Genomic DNA, 18974 nt, shown 5'->3' on the forward strand with positions numbered 1-18974 from the left:
ATAATTTTAAATATTACCTCTAAAAAATAAGTAGAGCAGATATAATCTGCACATGCTTTTACTCACAAAGTTATCCACAGATTGGATCTTCAGGATCACTACGTAAAAATGCTCTCTTTCGCACAACAATGGACGCTAAAATTCGTCTCTTGTCGCCAGCTATGGCATTCTTAGCGTTAGACCTTGCTGAATAAAGATGAAGAAACCCTATGGCCCAGATTGCAGAAAACCCATTGATCCTCGTTGACGGTTCCTCTTACCTCTATCGTGCTTACCATGCGTTCCCACCACTGACCAACGGCAGCGGTGAACCAACGGGGGCGATGTACGGCGTGTTGAACATGTTGCGCAGTCTATTGCTGCAATATCGTCCTAGCCATGTAGCGGTAGTATTCGATGCTAAAGGTAAAACATTCCGTGATGAGCTTTTCGCTGACTATAAATCCCACCGGCCACCGATGCCAGATGATTTGCGAGCTCAAATTGAGCCGTTGCACCAAATGGTTAAGGCAATGGGGCTACCTTTATTGGTTGTCTCCGGTGTTGAGGCCGACGATGTTATTGGTACTTTAGCGCAGGAAGCTGAAAAAGCAGGTCATGCTGTATTAATCAGTACCGGTGATAAGGATATGGCGCAATTAGTTACGCCAAATATCACTTTAATCAATACAATGAATAACGCTATTTTGGGGCCACAGGAAGTCTGTGAAAAATATGGTGTTCCTCCTGAATTGATTATTGATTTTCTAGCACTAATGGGGGATTCCTCAGACAATATTCCAGGGGTTCCAGGTGTTGGCGAAAAGACCGCACAAGCTTTATTGCAAGGTTTGGGTGGGCTGGATGCGCTGTTCAGTAATTTGGATAAAATATCCACACTGACATTCCGTGGTGCCAAAACCATGTCAGCCAAGTTAGAGCAGAATAAAGATGTTGCTTATCTCTCCTATAAATTAGCCACCATTAAAACAGATGTTGAATTGGATGTGACTTGTGATGAGCTAAAAGTTTCCCCCCCAGATGATGATCAATTACATCAGTTATTCAGCCGTTATGAATTTAAGCGCTGGTTAGTGGATGTAGAAGCGGGCAAATGGCTGGACGGTAAAAAAGATCGGCCAACGGCACAAACAAGTAATAAAGCTTTTGTGGCAGTAGAGCCAGCTGATGCGGTTGAGGTCACCGCAGTACTATCACAAGAAAATTATCAGACCATTTTGGATGAGAAATCCTTAGTAGAGTGGATTGAGCGCCTCAAAAAAGCAGAGGTTTTCGCGTTTGATACTGAGACTGACGGCCTGGATACGCTTAGCAGCAATTTAATTGGTATCTCTTTTGCCGTTGCACCAGGCGAAGCCGCTTATTTACCCTTGGCGCATGATTATTTGGACTCTCCTGCACAGCTCGACCGGGATTGGGTTTTGGCCACGCTAAAACCACTACTGGAAGACGATAAAGCCCTTAAAGTTGGCCAGAATCTCAAGTTTGACCAAAGTATGCTGGCACGTTATGGCATTGAGCTGCGCGGTATCGCTTTCGATACTATGCTGGAATCTTACGTTTTAGACAGTGTTGCTGGTCGCCATGATATGGATAGTCTGGCAGAACGTTATCTCAACCACAAAACTATTACCTTTGAAGAGATCGCCGGTAAGGGTAAAAACCAACTAACCTTTAATCAAATTGCGTTGGAACAAGCAGGCCCTTATGCCGCAGAAGATGCCGACGTTACGCTACAGTTGCATCTGGTGCTGTGGCCAAAACTGCAACAAAGTGAAGGGTTAAAGCGGGTATTCCAGGAAATTGAGATGCCGCTATTGCCAATTCTGTCTCGCATCGAGCGCACTGGTGTCTTGATTGACCAGAATATCTTGGCCGCACATTCAAAAGAGCTGACTATCCGCCTTGATGAGTTAGAAAAACAGGCTCATGAATTGGCTGAAGAGCCGTTCAACCTGGCATCACCTAAGCAGCTTCAGACCATTTTGTACGAAAAACAAAAACTGCCCATCTTGAAGAAAACCCCTGGCGGGGCCGCGTCAACTAATGAAGAAGTGTTGGCTGAGCTGGCATTAGATTACCCGTTGCCGAAGGTGATCCTTGAATATCGTGGTCTGGCTAAGCTGAAAAGTACCTATACCGACAAGCTGCCGTTGATGATTAACCCAGTTTCGGGCCGGGTCCATACCTCTTATCACCAGGCGGTGACAGCGACAGGGCGTTTGTCCTCACGTGATCCTAACCTGCAAAACATTCCAGTGCGGAATGAAGAAGGGCGTCGTATACGGCAGGCTTTTATTGCGCCCCAAGGCTATCGCATTATGGCGGCTGACTACTCACAGATTGAGCTGCGTATTATGGCGCACTTGTCGCAGGATAAAGGGCTATTAGCTGCATTTGCTGCGGGAAAAGATATCCACCGTGCGACAGCGGCGGAAGTCTTTGGTATGCCACTGGAAAAGGTCACAACTGAACAACGCCGCAGTGCCAAGGCCATTAACTTTGGTCTTATTTATGGTATGAGCGCTTTTGGTCTGGCGCGACAGTTAAGCATTCCCCGTGGAGAGGCGCAGCGCTATATGGATCTCTATTTTGAGCGCTATCCCGGTGTGTTGGAATACATGGAGCGCACACGTAAGCAAGCCGCCGATCAAGGTTATGTCACCACGCTGGATGGCCGTCGCCTCTATTTGCCAGATATTCATTCTCGTAATGCAACTCGCCGTAAAGCTGCTGAACGTGAAGCTATCAATGCGCCAATGCAAGGTACCGCCGCTGATATTATCAAACGGGCAATGATTGCAGTGGATGCCTGGTTACAACAGGAACCAGAACCATTGGTGCGAGTAATCATGCAGGTACACGATGAATTAGTGTTTGAAGTGCATGAAAGTGTATTGGAAAGCGCGGAACAAAAGATTCGTGAACTGATGGAGCAGAGTATGCAACTGGCGGTACCACTGAAGGTGGATGTCGGTGTTGGTGATAACTGGGACCAGGCTCACTAGCTTTGTGGGTAAGTGGCGATAAATAAAGCATTTTATGTAATTAAGCTACATTTATCCGCCATTATGCGGGGAAGATGTGCGCTGAATCGTGCCAATTTGTGTAACTATACAACAAAAAATTCTTTTGCCCCGCGAAAAAATGATGTAGAGTTACAGACGTAGGGTACAGAGGTAAGATGTTCTATCTTTCAGACCTTTTACTTCACGTAATCGGATTTGGCTATATATTAGCCGCCCCAGTCATTTATTGACTGGGGCGTTTTTTATTGGGATTTGTGAGCACTTTTCGCGAACCGATAGGGAAACAGCCCGGCATTACCCGTGAAAATATGGTTTGATGATTTTTACTCTAGGGGGGACGTGGTATTGCCAGGTATTAACTCAGGGCGATATAAAACATCACCCTTGGGGATAACAGCCCTTGCGGGCTGCTGTTAGCGCTTACTCACCTTCATCGTCATAATCATCAATCATAACTTCTGGTGGTATCTCGTTAAACCAGGTATCCAGTTTTTCCCGGAGTTTTTCGACGCCAATCTTTTTCAAAGAAGAGAAAGCTTCAACCTGAATATCACCCATAAATGGAATAATCGCTTCTCGCACCATGTTCAATTGAGCCTTACGGGCGCCAGAAGCCAGCTTATCCGCTTTGGTCAGCAATAATAGAACCGGGGTGCCAACCGCAACCGCCCAGGTAATCATTTGCTGATCTAAATCTTTCAGTGGATGGCGAATATCCATCAACACAACTAATCCTTTCAGACAGTTACGCTTTTGCAAATACTCACCCAGCGCGCGTTGCCATTTGAGTTTCATCTCTTCCGGGACTTCAGCATAGCCATAGCCCGGTAAGTCAACCAGACGAATACCGTCAACGACTTCAAATAGGTTAATTAGCTGAGTACGGCCGGGTGTTTTACTGGTTCTGGCCAGACCTTTCTGGTTAGTTAACGTATTAAGTGCACTCGATTTACCGGCATTTGAACGGCCAGCAAATGCCACCTCAATACCTTCATCACGTGGCAGATGGCGGATATCCGGAGCACTGATGACGAAGTGGGTCATGTGATAGTTATAGTTTCTAATAGTCAAAATTTGTCGTCTCCGTGAGAGATAGCTTACATGCAGCGATTATAACTGCATCAGGCAAAAAAAAGGGGGTTTATCTTTTATACCCTTCAAGTAAGAGGGTTCAGGTATACTGGCAGGCGCGTTGGTTAAGTTGCCTTGAGGGCCGCAGATATGGCAAGGATGGCGCATTGCAGGAGGGAGATATCCGGTTGTTATGTCAGTGCAGGGAGTGTGCTGTAAGGATATCCTGCCGCAGAAGATGCGAAAAAGGGCGACAGGTTAATCTGCCGCCTTTTTTCTTTCTCTTCTTTCTGCTAGATTCCGGCCCAATCCTATACTAAATCCGATCCCATACTTATTTACCCATTTAAGAGCACAGGTTATGAAGCAGCCAAATAAAGCACCACGCGCGAATATTGCGGCCCCGAAAGGCACCGCGACGCCTAAGCGTATTAGAAAGACCCGTGTAGAGCTTGATATCGAAGCTCGCGAGCGTAAACGTCAGAAGAAACACAGTGGCAATCGCTCAGGGGCGAGAACCAATGTAGAAGGTAGCAATAAGAAGGGCCAGTCCGAGACTCAAGAGAAAGATCCACGCATCGGCAGTAAAGTACCTGTGCCGCTGGTGGTTGAGAGTAAGGTTAAAGCTAAGCCAACCACTAAGCCGGTGGCTAAAGTTGAAGCTAAGCCACGTCTGACGCCGGAAGAAGAGCTGTCTAAGCTGGAAAACGATGAGCGTCTGGATGCATTGCTGGATCGTCTGGATAATGATGAAGTATTGAGCAAAGAAGATCAGGCTTATGTTGATCTGACGTTGGATCGTATTGATGCCCTAATGGAACAATTGGGTATTGAATTGGGCGACGATGAAGATGACGAAGCGCCAGAAGAAAAGCAGGAAGACATTTTGCAATTGCTGAAACGCGGTAACCCAAAAGATACATTTTAAACCATGAATTGGGTGATCCCGATAATAGCCCTACTGCTTACATGTTATCTAGTGTGGTTATTGGGTAAACTATGGCTACTGTCGCAACGAAGAAAGCGGTTGCGCAGTGCTACTGCGGCCAGACAACGAAAACATCTACCCTCTAACCGGCCCGGTAGGCGCAAATATCGGAAGGAATGAACATGTCTGAGCAGGCTATAGTTTGGGATTTATCCCTGATTCAAAAATATAATTATTCAGGGCCGCGCTATACGTCGTACCCCACTGCGCTCGAATTCAGTGAAGATTATAATGAATCTGCTTTTCAGCAGGCAGTGAAGCGTTACCCACAACGGCCTTTGTCGCTGTATGTGCATATCCCGTTTTGCCATAAGCTGTGTTATTTCTGCGGCTGCAATAAGCTGGTGACGCGGCAACAGCATAAAGCTGATGAGTATCTGGCGGTCTTGGAAAAAGAGATCCGCCAGCGTGCGGCGTTATTTGTTGGGCGTCAGGTTAGCCAGATGCACTGGGGCGGTGGTACGCCCACTTACCTGAATAAAATACAAATTACCCACCTGATGAACCTGTTGCGTGAAAACTTTGATTTCCTGCCCGGTGCTGAGCAATCAATAGAAGTGGACCCACGTGAAATTGAACTGGATGTCCTTGATCACCTGCGTGCTGAGGGGTTTAACCGCCTAAGCATGGGGGTGCAAGATTTTAATAAAGAGGTTCAACGGCTGGTTAATCGTGAGCAGGATGAGGATTTTATCTTTGCCCTGATTGCCCGCGCTAAAGCCCTTGGTTTTAACTCAACCAATATCGATTTGATTTATGGTTTGCCAAAACAGACACCAGAGAGTTTTGCTTTTACCCTCAAACGGGTGGCAGAGCTGAATCCTGATCGTCTGAGTGTGTTCAATTACGCACATTTACCGAGTCTGTTTGCTGCTCAACGTAAAATTAAAGATGCCGATCTGCCGAGCGCCGAACAGCGGCTAGATATTTTGCAGCACACCATCAGTTTCTTAACTGAGTCTGGCTATCAATTTATTGGTATGGATCATTTTGCCCGGCCAGATGATGAATTAGCCATTGCGCAGCGTGAAGGTGAATTACACCGTAATTTTCAAGGTTATACCACCCAAGGCGACAGTGATTTACTTGGTTTGGGGGTTTCTGCTATCAGCATGTTGGGTGACAGCTATGCGCAGAATGAAAAAGATTTGAAGACTTACTATTCCTGCGTGGAGCAGCGTGGCAATGCGCTGTGGCGTGGTTTGGCGATGACTGAAGATGATTGCTTGCGCCGTGATGTGATTAAAACGCTGATTTGTAATTTCCAAATCAGCTATCAGCCGATTGAGCAGCAGTATGGTATTCGTTTTGCAGATTATTTTGCTGAAGATTTTGAGCTACTAGCACCTTTCGAACAAGATGGGCTGGTGGAGCGGGATGATAAAGGCATTCGGGTAACACCGCGCGGGCGCTTACTGATTCGTAATATTTGTATGTGTTTCGATATCTATTTACGGAAACAGGCGCGCAAGCAGCAGTTTTCACGCGTGATCTGATGATGTTCCCCCTCAATGGTCAACATTACCTTGAGGGGGAATTTAGGCAGGAATTACTCTCTTTCTCCCAACTACTCCATTCCCAGCTCTTTTAACTTACGCGTTAAGGTGTTGCGGCCCCAACCCAGCAGACGTGCCGCTTCTTGCTTATGACCTTGAGTATGGCGTAATGCCGTGGTTAACAGCGTACGCTCCATTTCCGGCTGTGCCTCAGATAACAGGTCCTGATGACCAGAACGTAGGGCGCGTTCAGCCCATTGTGCCAATAGGGTTGCCCAGTTGTCCGGCGTCCGCTGACCTGAAGCATCTGGCGTGCTGGTTTCAAACAGTTCAGAAGGTAAATCCTGAGTCAGTACTTCCTGCCCGGCAGCCATCACCGTCAGCCAGCGACAGGTGTTTTCCAGTTGGCGCACGTTACCCTGCCAAGGCAGACGGGTTAGCGCCACTTCGGTCTCAGGGTGCAGATTTTTGGCTTCCACACCTAACTCTTTAGCCGCCACTTGCAAGAAGTAACGAGCCAAACGCGGAATGTCTTCACGACGTTCACGCAGCGGTGGCAGATGTACCCGAATCACATTCAGACGATGGAATAAATCCTCACGGAATTTACCTTCCTGAACACGCAGCTCCAGATTTTGGTGGGTAGCGGCAATAATACGAACATCTACTTTGACCGGTGCGTAACCCCCGACGCGATAAAACTGACCATCAGCCAGCACGCGTAACAGGCGGGTTTGTACATCCAATGGCATATCACCGATTTCATCTAAAAACAGTGTGCCGCCATCGGCTTGTTCAAAACGACCCTGGCGCACTTGATTCGCGCCGGTAAAGGCACCTTTCTCGTGGCCGAATAATTCAGATTCAATTAAATCTTTCGGGATCGCCGCCATATTCAGCGCGATAAACGGCGCTTTAGCCCGTGGGCTGTGGCGATGTAACGCATGGGCCACTAACTCTTTACCGGTACCCGACTCACCGTTAATCAGCACACTAATAGAAGAACGAGATAAGCGGCCGATGATGCGGAAAACGTCTTGCATCGCCGGTGCTTCGCCAATGATATCAGCGGTTGGACCGCTGGCGGGTTGGCTGCGTGCCGGTTGCTGCTGCTCCTGATAATGGCTGATAGCCCGCTCAACCAGAGCTACGGCTTCATCAATATCAAAAGGTTTAGGCAGGTAATCAAAAGCCCCTTGCTGATAGGCACTGACCGCAGCATCCAAATCAGAATGTGCCGTCATTATGATGACCGGGAGCATCGGGTGGCGCTGCTTAATCTGTTTCAGCAGGGCTAATCCGTCCATGCCAGGCATGCGAATATCCGATAACAACACATCCGGGGTTTGTGTCGCGAGTGCATCCAACACCTGGTTACCGGTATCGAAGGTTGCACAGTTCAGACCTGCTCCAGTCAGTGCACGTTCAAGCACCCAGCGGATGGAGCTATCGTCATCGACGATCCAGACTATCCCTCGTTGCATAGAAACCTCACTGGCGAATAGGCAGGTAAACCGAGAATTCGGTATGTCCCGGCCAACTGTTGAATTCAATTTTACCCGAATGTTGATCGATAAGATTACGGGCGATAGACAAGCCAAGGCCAGTCCCCCCCTCGCGACCACTTACCATCGGATAGAACACGGTATCTTGTAATTGCGTTGGAACGCCCGGACCGTCATCTTCAATATCAATGCGAGCGCTCAAACGATAGCGCATACCATGCAGTGTTATCTGAAAAGCAGTACGGGTGCGTAGCGTAATAGTGCCGCCAGCTCCCCCCAAAGCCTGTAATGCATTACGAGTGATATTCAGCAACACTTGTTCAATTTGGTCTGGATCATGGGCCAGTTCAGGCAAACTTGGGTCATAGTCACGGATTAACGTCACATTATCCGGTTTTTCCAGCGAGACTAACTGACAAACCCGTTCAGCAACCTGATGGATACTTTGTGTGATGTGTTGACCGGGCCGTTGTGGGCCTAATAAGCGATCAACCAAGTTACGTAAGCGGTCTGCCTGCTCAATGATCACTTTGGTATATTCCAACAATGCTGGATCAGGCAATGCTTTAGACAATAATTGTGCTGCCCCCCGTAAGCCACCTAACGGGTTCTTAATCTCATGAGCCAGCCCACGAACCAGATCACGGGCTGCGACTTGCTGTGCATGTTGTAATTGTTCTTGGCTTAACCGACGCTGATTATCCATCGGCGCCATTTCCAGCAATATAAAACCTTCTGGCAGTGATTGTGCTGTCAGCGACAAAATATGCGCGCGGCCATCAACAACTACGGTCACCTCGTTATCGGTAAAACCTTGACCGGCGATCAGACTTTCCCGCATCAGGTCGATATTAAGAGAAAAATAGCCTAATAAATCGGGCAGGGGTGTACCAAAAAGTTTACGAGAGCTTTGCGCCAGAAGTTGCTGTGCAGCGGGATTGGCATAATGGATAGCCAAATCATCATCTAATAGCAGAATACTATTAATGAGAGAATTAAGGATCTGCCCAGCATCGGGCAGCGTGCCTGTTGCCATTACGCAGACTCCTGCACTCTTTTGGTGAATACATCCTAATCGGTTCAGTCGTGACTGAGCCAGAGGAAATATGACGAAAACGAAAAGTGGAGAAAAAAGCCCATCCGAAGATGGGCCAAAAGTTTCCACGGCAACAAAAAAAACGGCTAACTAAAATTAAACGCTGTAATACAGTTCGAACTCAACTGGGTGCGGAGTCATACGAACGCGGTCCATTTCTTCTTTACGCAGTTCGATATAAGCATCGATGGCGTCGTCAGTGAACACGCCACCACGGGTCAGGAACTCGCGGTCTTCGTTCAATGCAGCCATCGCTTCGTCCAGTGAACCTGCAACTTTTGGAATTTCTGCTTCTTCTTCCGGTGGCAAGTCATACAGGTTTTTGTCCATCGCATCACCTGGGTGAATTTTGTTGATGATGCCATCAAGACCAGCCATCAGCAGTGCTGCGAAGCACAAGTATGGGTTAGCGGCTGGATCCGGGAAGCGTGCTTCAATACGACGCGCTTTCGGGCTGGCAACCACTGGGATACGGATAGAAGCTGAACGGTTACGGGCAGAGTATGCCAACATGACCGGAGCTTCGTAGCCTGGGACCAAACGCTTGTAGGAGTTAGTCGTTGGGTTAGCCAAGGCGTTAATTGCTTTTGCGTGCTTGATGATACCGCCGATGTAGAACAGCGCCATTTCAGACAGGCCAGCATATTTGTCACCGGCGAACAGGTTAGTACCGTTCTTGGACAAAGACATATGGCAGTGCATGCCTGAACCATTATCACCAAACATTGGTTTTGGCATAAAGGTCGCAGTTTTGCCGAATGCGTGTGCCACGTTGTGCACCACATATTTGTAGATCTGAATTTCATCGGCTTTCTTGGTCATGGTATTGAAGCGAGTAGCCACTTCGTTCTGACCAGCGGTAGCCACTTCATGGTGATGCGCTTCTACTACCAGGCCCATTTCTTCCATGGTCAGACACATGGTAGAACGCAGGTCCTGTGAAGAATCAACCGGAGGAACTGGGAAGTAACCGCCTTTCACTGCCGGACGGTGGCCTTTGTTGCCGCCTTCGTATTTGGTGCTGGAGTTCCATGCGCCTTCGATGTCATCGATAGCGACATGAGAGCCACGGATACTGCTACCAAAACGAACATCGTCAAACAGGAAGAATTCTGGTTCTGGCCCAAACAGCACGGTATCTGCGATACCTGAAGATTTCAGGAACTCTTCTGCGCGTTTTGAGATTGAACGTGGGTCGCGATCATAGCCTTGCAGGGTACCTGGCTCAAGAATGTCACAACGGATAATCAGTGTGGAATCTTCGAAGAACGGATCCATAACAGCGGTGCTGGCGTCTGGCATCAGTACCATGTCGGATTCGTTAATGCCTTTCCAGCCACCAATCGAGGAGCCATCAAACATTTTGCCTTCTTCGAAGAAGTCAGCGTTGACCTGATGAGCCGGAATAGTGATGTGCTGCTCTTTCCCTTTGGTATCGGTGAAGCGCAAATCAACAAATTTCACTTCGTGCTCATTCAGCATCGTCAAAACATGTTCAGCGGACATACTTATATCTCCTGGATTTGTCATAGTCGTCGTGGAACGATTATCGTTTGGGTGTTCAGTTATCTTTTTATTCAGGCTAACGCTCATGCTGATTTTTCATGACCGTTATTCATGCTAAACTGCGTCATAAAGTCTATTGCGAAATCTATGCCAACTTTCCAAACGCCCCGTTTATGCCATATCATAGGGGTCTGCTGATATTCAGTATGCACCAGGATAGTTATATTGCACTATTTTGGTGCTTCATTTGCGTCGTTGGGCACTGTATTGGTGCAAAGGTGGGCCGAGAGGCTATTTTTGCACCGTGAAAGGGATCACAAACTAACCGCCGTCAGGTTGTTTATAAGAGAAGTTTGTGATCTTGTTTAGTCCCTCGCTTAATACGTGTACAATAGCGCGCTATTTCTAAATGCCTGAGGCAAAAAAGCTGTGATCGAGAATCTGCGTAACATCGCCATTATTGCGCACGTTGACCATGGGAAAACTACCCTGGTTGATAAGTTGCTACAACAATCTGGTACGTTCGGTGAACGTGCTGAAGCAACTGAACGTGTAATGGACTCCAACGATTTGGAGAAAGAGCGTGGGATAACCATCCTCGCGAAAAATACCGCCATTAACTGGAAAGACTACCGCATCAACATCGTGGATACCCCAGGACACGCCGATTTCGGTGGTGAGGTTGAGCGTGTAATGTCTATGGTTGACTCTGTGCTGCTGGTCGTCGACGCAATGGATGGCCCGATGCCGCAGACCCGTTTCGTGACCAAAAAAGCCTTTGCTCATGGTCTGAAACCAATCGTGGTTATCAACAAAGTTGACCGTCCTGGCGCGCGTCCTGATTGGGTTGTCGATCAGGTGTTCGACCTGTTCGTAAACCTGGATGCCACTGACGAACAACTGGACTTCCCTATCATTTACGCATCAGCATTGATGGGTATTGCGGGCGAAGACCACAATGATATGTCGGCAGACATGACTCCGCTGTATCAGGCAATCATCGACCATGTGCCTGCACCAGACGTAGACAGCACCGGTCCATTGCAGATGCAAATCTCCCAGTTGGACTACAACAACTACGTAGGTGTTATCGGCATCGGCCGTATCAAACGTGGTGTTGTTAAGCCTAACCAGCAAGTTACTGTTATCGATAGCGAAGGTAAGACCCGCAACGGTAAAATCGCTAAAGTACTGGGCCATATGGGTCTGGAACGTATCGAAGCAACTATGGCTGAAGCTGGCGATATCGTTGCTATCACCGGTTTGGGCGAGTTGAACATCTCTGACACTATCTGTGATGTGAATGCTGTTGAAGCATTGCCAGCACTGTCTGTTGATGAACCAACTGTTACCATGTATTTCTGCGTTAACACCTCTCCGTTCTGTGGTAAAGAAGGCAAGTACGTGACTTCACGTCAGATCCTTGACCGTTTGAACAAAGAGCTGATTCATAACGTAGCACTGCGTGTTGAAGAAACTGAAGATGCTGACGCATTCCGCGTATCAGGCCGTGGTGAACTTCACCTGTCGGTTCTGATCGAAAACATGCGCCGCGAAGGTTTCGAGCTGGCTGTTTCTCGTCCTAAAGTTATCAACCGTGTTATCGACGGCCGTAATCAAGAACCATTTGAAAGCGTAACTCTGGATATCGAAGAACAGCACCAGGGCGCAGTAATGCAAGCCATGGGTGAGCGTAAGGGTGACGTGAAGGACATGGTTCCAGACGGCAAAGGTCGCATTCGTCTGGATTATATGATCCCAAGCCGTGGCCTGATTGGCTTCCGTACTGAATTCATGACTATGACTTCTGGTACTGGTCTGCTGTACTCCACATTCAGTCACTACGATGATGTGCGTCCAGGCGAGATCGGCCAACGTCAAAACGGCGTACTGATCTCTAACGGTCAGGGTAAAGCTGTGGCATTCGCACTGTACAAACTGCAAGACCGCGGCAAGCTGTTTATTGGTCACGCGACTGAAGTGTATGAAGGCCAGATCATCGGTATTCACTCACGTTCTAACGACCTGACTGTAAACTGCCTGACCGGTAAGCAACTGACCAACATGCGTGCATCCGGTACTGACGAAGCAACCACTCTGGTTCCTTTCTTGAAGAAAACTCTTGAACAGGCACTGGAATTCATCGATGACGATGAATTGGTAGAAGTTACCCCGCAATCAATTCGTATCCGTAAGCGTCACCTGACGGAAAACGATCGTAAGCGTGCAGGTCGTGGTCCTAAAGAAGGTTAATTCTTCTTGGTACTGCTGATACTTAGGGCGCGAAAAGCGCCCTGAGTTCTATCCTCTGCTTCCTTGAAGCTGCAACTGTGTTAGCTTCGCTCACTCACCCGAATCACTTACCTGTGTAAGCTCATCGGGATGAATTCACTTGCCGCCTTGTTGCAACTCCAATGCCTTTGGGGATACTTTTTATTTTTTTCCGCTGCGGTAAAATATTATTTTTCCTGACTGACCCCTCCTTTTTCTTCCTCTCTCTGTTCAGTTTTCCCTTTTCCCGTTACAGTGAAACTCACCATCTAATTGGGAGAGCGCCATGCTGTATATCTTTGATCTAGGTAATGTGATTGTCGATATCGACTTCAAACGCGTATTGGGCGTTTGGAGCAAATTAAGCAGTGTCCCGCTGGCGACGTTGAGTGAGCGGTTTACCATGGGCGAGGTCTTCCAGCAGCATGAGCGCGGTGAAATTAGCGATGAAGAGTTTGCTCACCAGCTCAGTGATGAGATGGGGCTATCTCTAAGTTTTGAACAGTTTGCCGAAGGCTGGCAGGCGGTATTTGTCGCTTTGCGCCCGGAAGTGATCGCCATTATGCAAAAGTTGCGTCAGGAAGGGCATCGGGTGGTGGTGTTATCCAATACTAACCGGCTGCATTGTAATTACTGGCCCCAACATTACCCTGAAGTGGCTGCCGCCGCTGACCATATGTATCTGTCCCAGGATTTGGGCATGCGCAAGCCGGAAGCGAGAATTTATCAGCATGTGCTGAGTGCGGAAAACATCCCGGCGGAGCAGGCGGTATTCTTTGATGATGTTGAAGCAAATGTTGTTGCAGCCAGAATTGTAGGTATCACCGCAATTCATGTCATAGACCGAAAGGTTATTCCTGCTTATTTTCCCTGATAAGTTCTTACTCCAGACGTTAATGGGTTAGCCTTAAATATCACGCTAACCCATAACCGAGCCTAAACACCGGTATTGACTGAGAGATAAACATGGCGAGTTTTCTGCGTTTTCGCTTATCTGCATCTTTAAAACCCTACATTACGTTCGGGCGAATGCTCTACACCCGAATAGATAAAGATGGGTTAACCATGCTGGCTGGGCATTTGGCGTATGTGTCATTACTTTCTCTAGTGCCATTGGTCACTGTGATTTTTGCTCTGTTCGCGGCTTTTCCCATGTTTGCTGATATCAGCATAAAATTGAAAGCCTTCATATTTGCCAATTTTATGCCTGCCACTGGCGATATTATCCAAAACTACCTTGAGCAGTTTGTTGCCAACTCAAATCGTATGACGGTGGTGGGCACCAGCGGCTTGATTGTGACAGCACTGCTGCTGATTTACTCCGTCGACAGTGTGCTTAACATTATTTGGCGCAGTAAGGTTCACCGGTCACTGGTGTTTTCATTTGCCGTTTATTGGATGGTACTGACATTAGGGCCAATTCTCGTCGGGGCCAGTATGGTGATCAGCTCATACCTGCTTTCATTGCAATGGCTGGCAAATGCCCAGGTAGACAGCATGATTGATGAGACATTACGGCTATTTCCGCTCTTGATTTCCTGGGTTTCTTTTTGGTTATTGTACAGTGTGGTTCCGACAGTACGGGTGCCCGCCCGGGATGCACTTATTGGTGCGCTGGTGGCTGCATTGCTCTTCGAATTGGGTAAGAAAGGATTCACGATGTATATCACGCTGTTTCCGTCTTATCAGTTGATTTACGGGGTGCTGGCGGTTATCCCCATCTTATTCCTTTGGGTTTACTGGAGTTGGTGCATCGTGCTACTGGGGGCAGAAATCACCGTGACCTTGGGTGAGTATCGAGCACAGCGGTCTAAAGTGGTCATTGAGGAAAACCAGAGTCAGGAGATGTAAGGCATTATGATTGCGTTGATTCAACGGGCGCTTAGCGCCAGTGTTGTCGTAGATGGGAATGTTGTTGGTGAGATTGGGCCTGGATTATTGATATTGCTGGGGGTCGAACAAGAGGACACCGAGCAAAAAGCACAGCGTCTATGTGAAAAGGTTTTGGGGTACCGGATTTTTGGCGATGAGAACGACAAAATGAATCTCAACGTCCTGCAAGCTGGTGGCAGTGTGCTAGTCGTCTCGCAATTTACACTAGTGGCAGATACGCAAAAAGGCATGAGACCAAGCTTTTCCCGTGGTGCAGTTCCGGCAGAAGCTGATCGGCTTTATCAGTATTTTGTTGCCCAGTGTCGTGAGCGTGGTGTAAAAACGGAAACGGGATTATTTGCCGCAGATATGAAAGTCAGTTTGGTAAACGATGGCCCAGTGACTTTCTGGTTACAGGTCTAGAGGCAGAATAGTGCCCAAAACTGAGGGTTATTTTATTGATAATTTTAAAAAGAGAATGCTTCTATGTATCACTTGCGTGTGCCCATAACAGAACAAGAACTCAAAGATTATTATCAATTCCGCTGGGAAATGTTACGCAAGCCGTTGCACCAACCGGTTGGCTCAGAGAAAGATGCTTATGATGCGATGGCCCATCATCAAATGGTGGTGGATGAGCAGGGTAAACCTGTCGCTATTGGGCGGTTATATATCAATGCAGATAATGAGGCTGCGATTCGTTTTTTGGCCGTTGACCCATCAGTGCGCGCCAAAGGTTTGGGAACGCTGGTGGCAATGACCTTAGAGTCAGTTGCGCGGCAGGAAGGGGTGAAGCGAGTTGTGTGTAGCGCGCGTGAAGATGCGGTAGATTTCTTCGCCAAGCTGGGCTTTGTCAGTCAGGGGGAAATAACCGCCCCGCAAACCACACCTGTGCGCCACTTTTTAATGATAAAACCGGTTGTGACCATGGACGATATTCTGCATCGCCCTGATTGGTGCGGTCAGTTGCAGCAAGCCTGGTACGACCATATTCCGCTTAGTGAAAAAATGGGGGTGCGCATCAGCCAATATACCGGCCAGCGTTTCGTCACTACCATGCCAGAGGCGGGTAATCAAAATCCTCACCATACCTTATTTGCTGGCAGCCTTTTTTCGTTGGCGACCCTGACGGGCTGGGGCTTGATTTGGCTATTATTGCGTGAGCGCCATTTGGGCGGCACGATTATTCTCGCTGATGCCCACATTCGTTACAGTGCGCCGGTTACTGGTCGGCCCCGGGCTGTGGCTGAGCTAAGTTCCCTGAGTGGTGATCTGGATAGATTGGCCCGTGGCCGTCGTGCCAGAGTGCAGTTAGACGTGAATCTATTTGGTGATGAAGATGCTGGTGCTGTTTTCTCAGGAACTTACATGGTGTTGCCAGTTGCTGCTGGAGAGGATGCCGTGAGTTAATTCACGCCCTCCGCTATGTCCGCTTTACTGATAACAGATGAGCGGGTGTACATTTATAACTTTCTTTTATCCTCCCGCTTTCTATCTATACATTCTTTTCCTGTGACCCCTCGCACTAATTTATCGAATTCTTTGCTGTGGTATGTGCAATATTCAATAGATAACTTACAGTTATATATTCATGTTTCTGATTGATCATTTTTTGGAGGCGAATCAAAAAGTAATTTTCTCAGTGTTACCCACTGACCAATATACTAAATATGATTGATATAATTAAATAAAATCATGCATAGATACTTGTCTTATTTCTTTTTGAATCACAGCAATCACCTCCAGATGGTTCGATTTTGATTCCCCATCCTTGGTGTCAAGGAGGGAGTTATGATGGTATGTAATGAGAAAACATCAATTAATGTTATTGGTTCATCCGCAGCATTTAAGCAACTTTTACGTTTAGTTGACCGGGTTGCGCCATCACAACAAACTTTACTGATTTGTGGCCCTACTGGGTGTGGAAAAGAAGTTATTGCCCAACTGATACACCAACGTAGCAAAAATCCTTCAGCTCCATTTATTGATCTCAACTGTGGCGCAATCCCTGAGCATTTGGTTGAAGCTGAGCTATTTGGTCATGTTAAAGGTGCGTTTACGGGTGCCTCTGGTGATCGGCGTGGTCATCTGGAAATGGTCGGTAATGGCACGCTATTTTTAGATGAAATAGGTGAAATGCCTCTGTCAGTGCAGCCTAAGCTATTGCGTGCATTGGAAACCCGTACTTTCCGGCCTATCGGCAGCAGCGACATTCGCCACTTTAATGGGCGAGTGGTCGCTGCCACTCACCGAAATTTACTTGCTCAGGTAAAAAGTGGTGTTTTTAGGGAAGACCTCTATTACCGCTTAGGTGTCATTACTCTGGATATTCCTGCTCTCAGCCAGCGAAGGGAGGATATCCCCGCATTAATTGACTATTTCTCAGGGTTACAAACTCACCCGTTAGTTTTCAATTCTCATGCTATGTCTTACTTACAGCAGTATCCCTGGCCGGGTAATGTGCGGGAATTGCGCAATCTGGTCGACAGGCTTGCGGCATTATCTGATAGCCATTTAATTACGCGTGAGGTGTTGGATACCTTTATGCCAACCTCACAACTCGAAGTGAAAGTGTCATCTGACCTGCTTGCTGATGCCATGCTGGCATTGCCGGGGGCTGATAAGCTCGTTGCGGTGGAGCAGTTATTGATAGACCGAGCGTTGCAGCGTACTACCGGTAATAAAACCGCAGCGGCACAACTATTAGGGATTAGTCGTAAGTCAGTGGAACGGCGAATTCATGGCCGGATGGATAAACGGCCAATAGCATTACAACACTTGCAGGAAGGTATGCGGTTAATGAATTGCTCCGCCTACCATGAAGCCATCGTTGATTTACAGAAAGGGTTACAACTACTGCTGGGAATCACCTTGGATGAAGAGGTTCGACAGCTTCATTACAAGCTCTATCGCCAACTCAGTATCAGCTATCAAATACTTTATGGTTGGTTAAGCCATGATGCGCTTAAATATCATAATGATGCCATCGCGCTAGGTAAAAAAGCAGGTGATGAGTCTGAGCTGGCAGGATTACTCTTTTGGCGTTGGTCGGCCCAGTTGGTGACCCTTGATTTACCGCATGTCCGCACTCTGGCTCAGGAATTACTGCAATGGGGTCTGACTGAAAAAACCGCGTCAATATGGAGTGAAGCACATATCGCTCTTGCCAGTACCCTATTTTGGTTGGGGGATAATCAAGAAGTCTTAACATGTTTAGCTCGCAGTAAGTTACTGACTACCCCTTGCGAGTATGCCGATCAACAAGGATTGGATTTGGTTGGCATGGCGCTGACCCTGAAAGGGCTGGCTTTATTTCAACTCGGTGAATTTAAAAAATCCAGAGAGGTAGCCCAAAAACTGGCCTCACGTGCTATGGGTGAAGACATTATTGCTTTTCATCGGGTTATCTCCTTACGGGGCGCGGCGTGGCTTGCTTGCTTGTTCGAAGACCGTGACAGTTTAGGTCGCTTGACCCACGAATTAGAAGTGCAGGCGCAGCAATATGGATTTACTTTTTATCAGGGGTTAGGGAAGGTACTGAAGGGGTGTTATTTGCTCATGCAGCATGACTATGTTCAGGCTGAACAGCATATGATTGAGGGTTATGATAGCCATCTGTTATGCCAGGGAGGAAAGCTTTTTCACTCCTTCCAGGCATGGAAACGTGGCGAGTTATTGCTGCAATCAGGTGAGCCGCAACAATGTGATGTGCTGATGTCACAGGCATTGGACTTGGCATTTAAGTATCAAGAACGCGCCTATCTTAGTGAGTTGATGGTCGTCAAAGCCCGTGCCAGACTTGCATTGAATGACATTGTTGGCGCTGAACAAGGCTTTCGCTGCGCCATCGCGAGTGCGCAAACATTGGGTATTATTCCCGCACAAATTATTGCTACCAGTGAACTGGCTCGTTTATTAGGGCAATCGCTACGAAAAGCTGAAGCGGTTGCCTTGCTGTCTTCCATTCTGAAAAGCATCGACACTCACCATGTTCCACCTTTTGTCAGCCGGGCAATTCAGTTGCTGGCTGAACTGGATAAGCCGGAGTGAAGCGGCATTCTGGGGCATGGACGTTTTCGACCAATCACCGTCTCTCACTTGGACAGTATCGTCCATTCCAGGTGTTTTTAAACCCCTTAG

General features: G+C 47.7%; 13 protein-coding genes. 9 read left to right on the top strand and 4 right to left on the bottom strand.

Features of this window, described 5'->3' with window-relative positions; all coding sequences use genetic code 11:
* Positions 1-209 precede the first annotated feature (209 nt).
* Positions 210-3008, top strand: a complete 2799-nt coding sequence (gene polA / locus V2A85_RS13630) for a DNA polymerase I (protein ID WP_420071653.1) — start codon at positions 210-212, stop codon at positions 3006-3008.
* 441 nt (positions 3009-3449) lie between these two features.
* Here polA and yihA read toward each other — a convergent pair whose 3' ends face one another.
* Positions 3450-4100: a ribosome biogenesis GTP-binding protein YihA/YsxC gene (gene yihA / locus V2A85_RS13635; protein ID WP_372560163.1), complete on the bottom strand. Its 651-nt coding sequence runs from the start codon at positions 4098-4100 to the stop codon at positions 3450-3452.
* Positions 4101-4461: 361 nt separating this feature from the next.
* Here yihA and yihI point away from each other — a divergent pair, with 361 nt between their 5' ends.
* Positions 4462-5028 carry a Der GTPase-activating protein YihI gene (yihI, locus tag V2A85_RS13640; protein WP_083161625.1) on the top strand — a complete coding sequence of 189 codons (567 nt, stop codon included), beginning with the start codon at positions 4462-4464 and terminating at the stop codon, positions 5026-5028.
* A 182-nt stretch (positions 5029-5210) separates the two neighbouring features.
* A complete protein-coding gene (gene hemN, locus V2A85_RS13645) occupies positions 5211-6584 on the top strand; it encodes an oxygen-independent coproporphyrinogen III oxidase (protein ID WP_372560162.1) in 1374 nt (457 codons plus the stop codon).
* A gap of 71 nt (positions 6585-6655) precedes the next feature.
* Here the strand turns inward: hemN and glnG are convergent, their stop codons facing one another.
* The 3 genes from glnG to glnA all read right to left on the bottom strand — a co-directional run bounded on the left by glnG (position 6656) and on the right by glnA (position 10691).
* On the bottom strand, positions 6656-8068 hold the full coding sequence (gene glnG, locus V2A85_RS13650) for a nitrogen regulation protein NR(I) (protein WP_042568869.1): 1413 nt from the start codon (positions 8066-8068) through the stop codon (positions 6656-6658).
* A gap of 7 nt (positions 8069-8075) precedes the next feature.
* A complete protein-coding gene (gene glnL, locus V2A85_RS13655; protein WP_083161629.1) occupies positions 8076-9125 on the bottom strand; it encodes a nitrogen regulation protein NR(II) in 1050 nt (349 codons plus the stop codon).
* A 156-nt stretch (positions 9126-9281) separates the two neighbouring features.
* The gene (gene glnA / locus V2A85_RS13660) at positions 9282-10691 is read right to left on the bottom strand and encodes a glutamate--ammonia ligase (protein ID WP_004392048.1); all 1410 of its coding nucleotides are present in this window, start codon (positions 10689-10691) and stop codon (positions 9282-9284) included.
* Positions 10692-11120: 429 nt separating this feature from the next.
* Here glnA and typA point away from each other — a divergent pair, with 429 nt between their 5' ends.
* From typA to V2A85_RS13690, 6 genes are all read left to right on the top strand, one after another.
* Positions 11121-12944, top strand: a complete 1824-nt coding sequence (gene typA / locus V2A85_RS13665) for a ribosome-dependent GTPase TypA (RefSeq protein ID WP_042568870.1) — start codon at positions 11121-11123, stop codon at positions 12942-12944.
* Positions 12945-13248: 304 nt separating this feature from the next.
* Positions 13249-13836, top strand: coding sequence for a glucose-1-phosphatase (gene yihX / locus V2A85_RS13670; RefSeq protein WP_372560161.1), 588 nt, complete (start codon positions 13249-13251; stop codon positions 13834-13836).
* 92 nt (positions 13837-13928) lie between these two features.
* Positions 13929-14813 carry a virulence factor BrkB family protein gene (locus V2A85_RS13675; protein WP_420071654.1) on the top strand — a complete coding sequence of 295 codons (885 nt, stop codon included), beginning with the start codon at positions 13929-13931 and terminating at the stop codon, positions 14811-14813.
* 6 nt (positions 14814-14819) lie between these two features.
* A complete protein-coding gene (gene dtd, locus V2A85_RS13680) occupies positions 14820-15257 on the top strand; it encodes a D-aminoacyl-tRNA deacylase (protein ID WP_372560160.1) in 438 nt (145 codons plus the stop codon).
* 63 nt (positions 15258-15320) lie between these two features.
* Positions 15321-16244, top strand: a complete 924-nt coding sequence (fabY, locus tag V2A85_RS13685) for a fatty acid biosynthesis protein FabY (protein WP_083161639.1) — start codon at positions 15321-15323, stop codon at positions 16242-16244.
* Between the two features lie 381 nt (positions 16245-16625).
* Positions 16626-18884, top strand: a complete 2259-nt coding sequence (locus V2A85_RS13690; RefSeq protein WP_420071655.1) for a sigma-54 interaction domain-containing protein — start codon at positions 16626-16628, stop codon at positions 18882-18884.
* Positions 18885-18974: the final 90 nt, after the last annotated feature.

The organism is Yersinia sp. 1252 StPb PI (assembly GCF_048593885.1).
GTDB lineage: Bacteria > Pseudomonadota > Gammaproteobacteria > Enterobacterales > Enterobacteriaceae > Yersinia > Yersinia enterocolitica_E.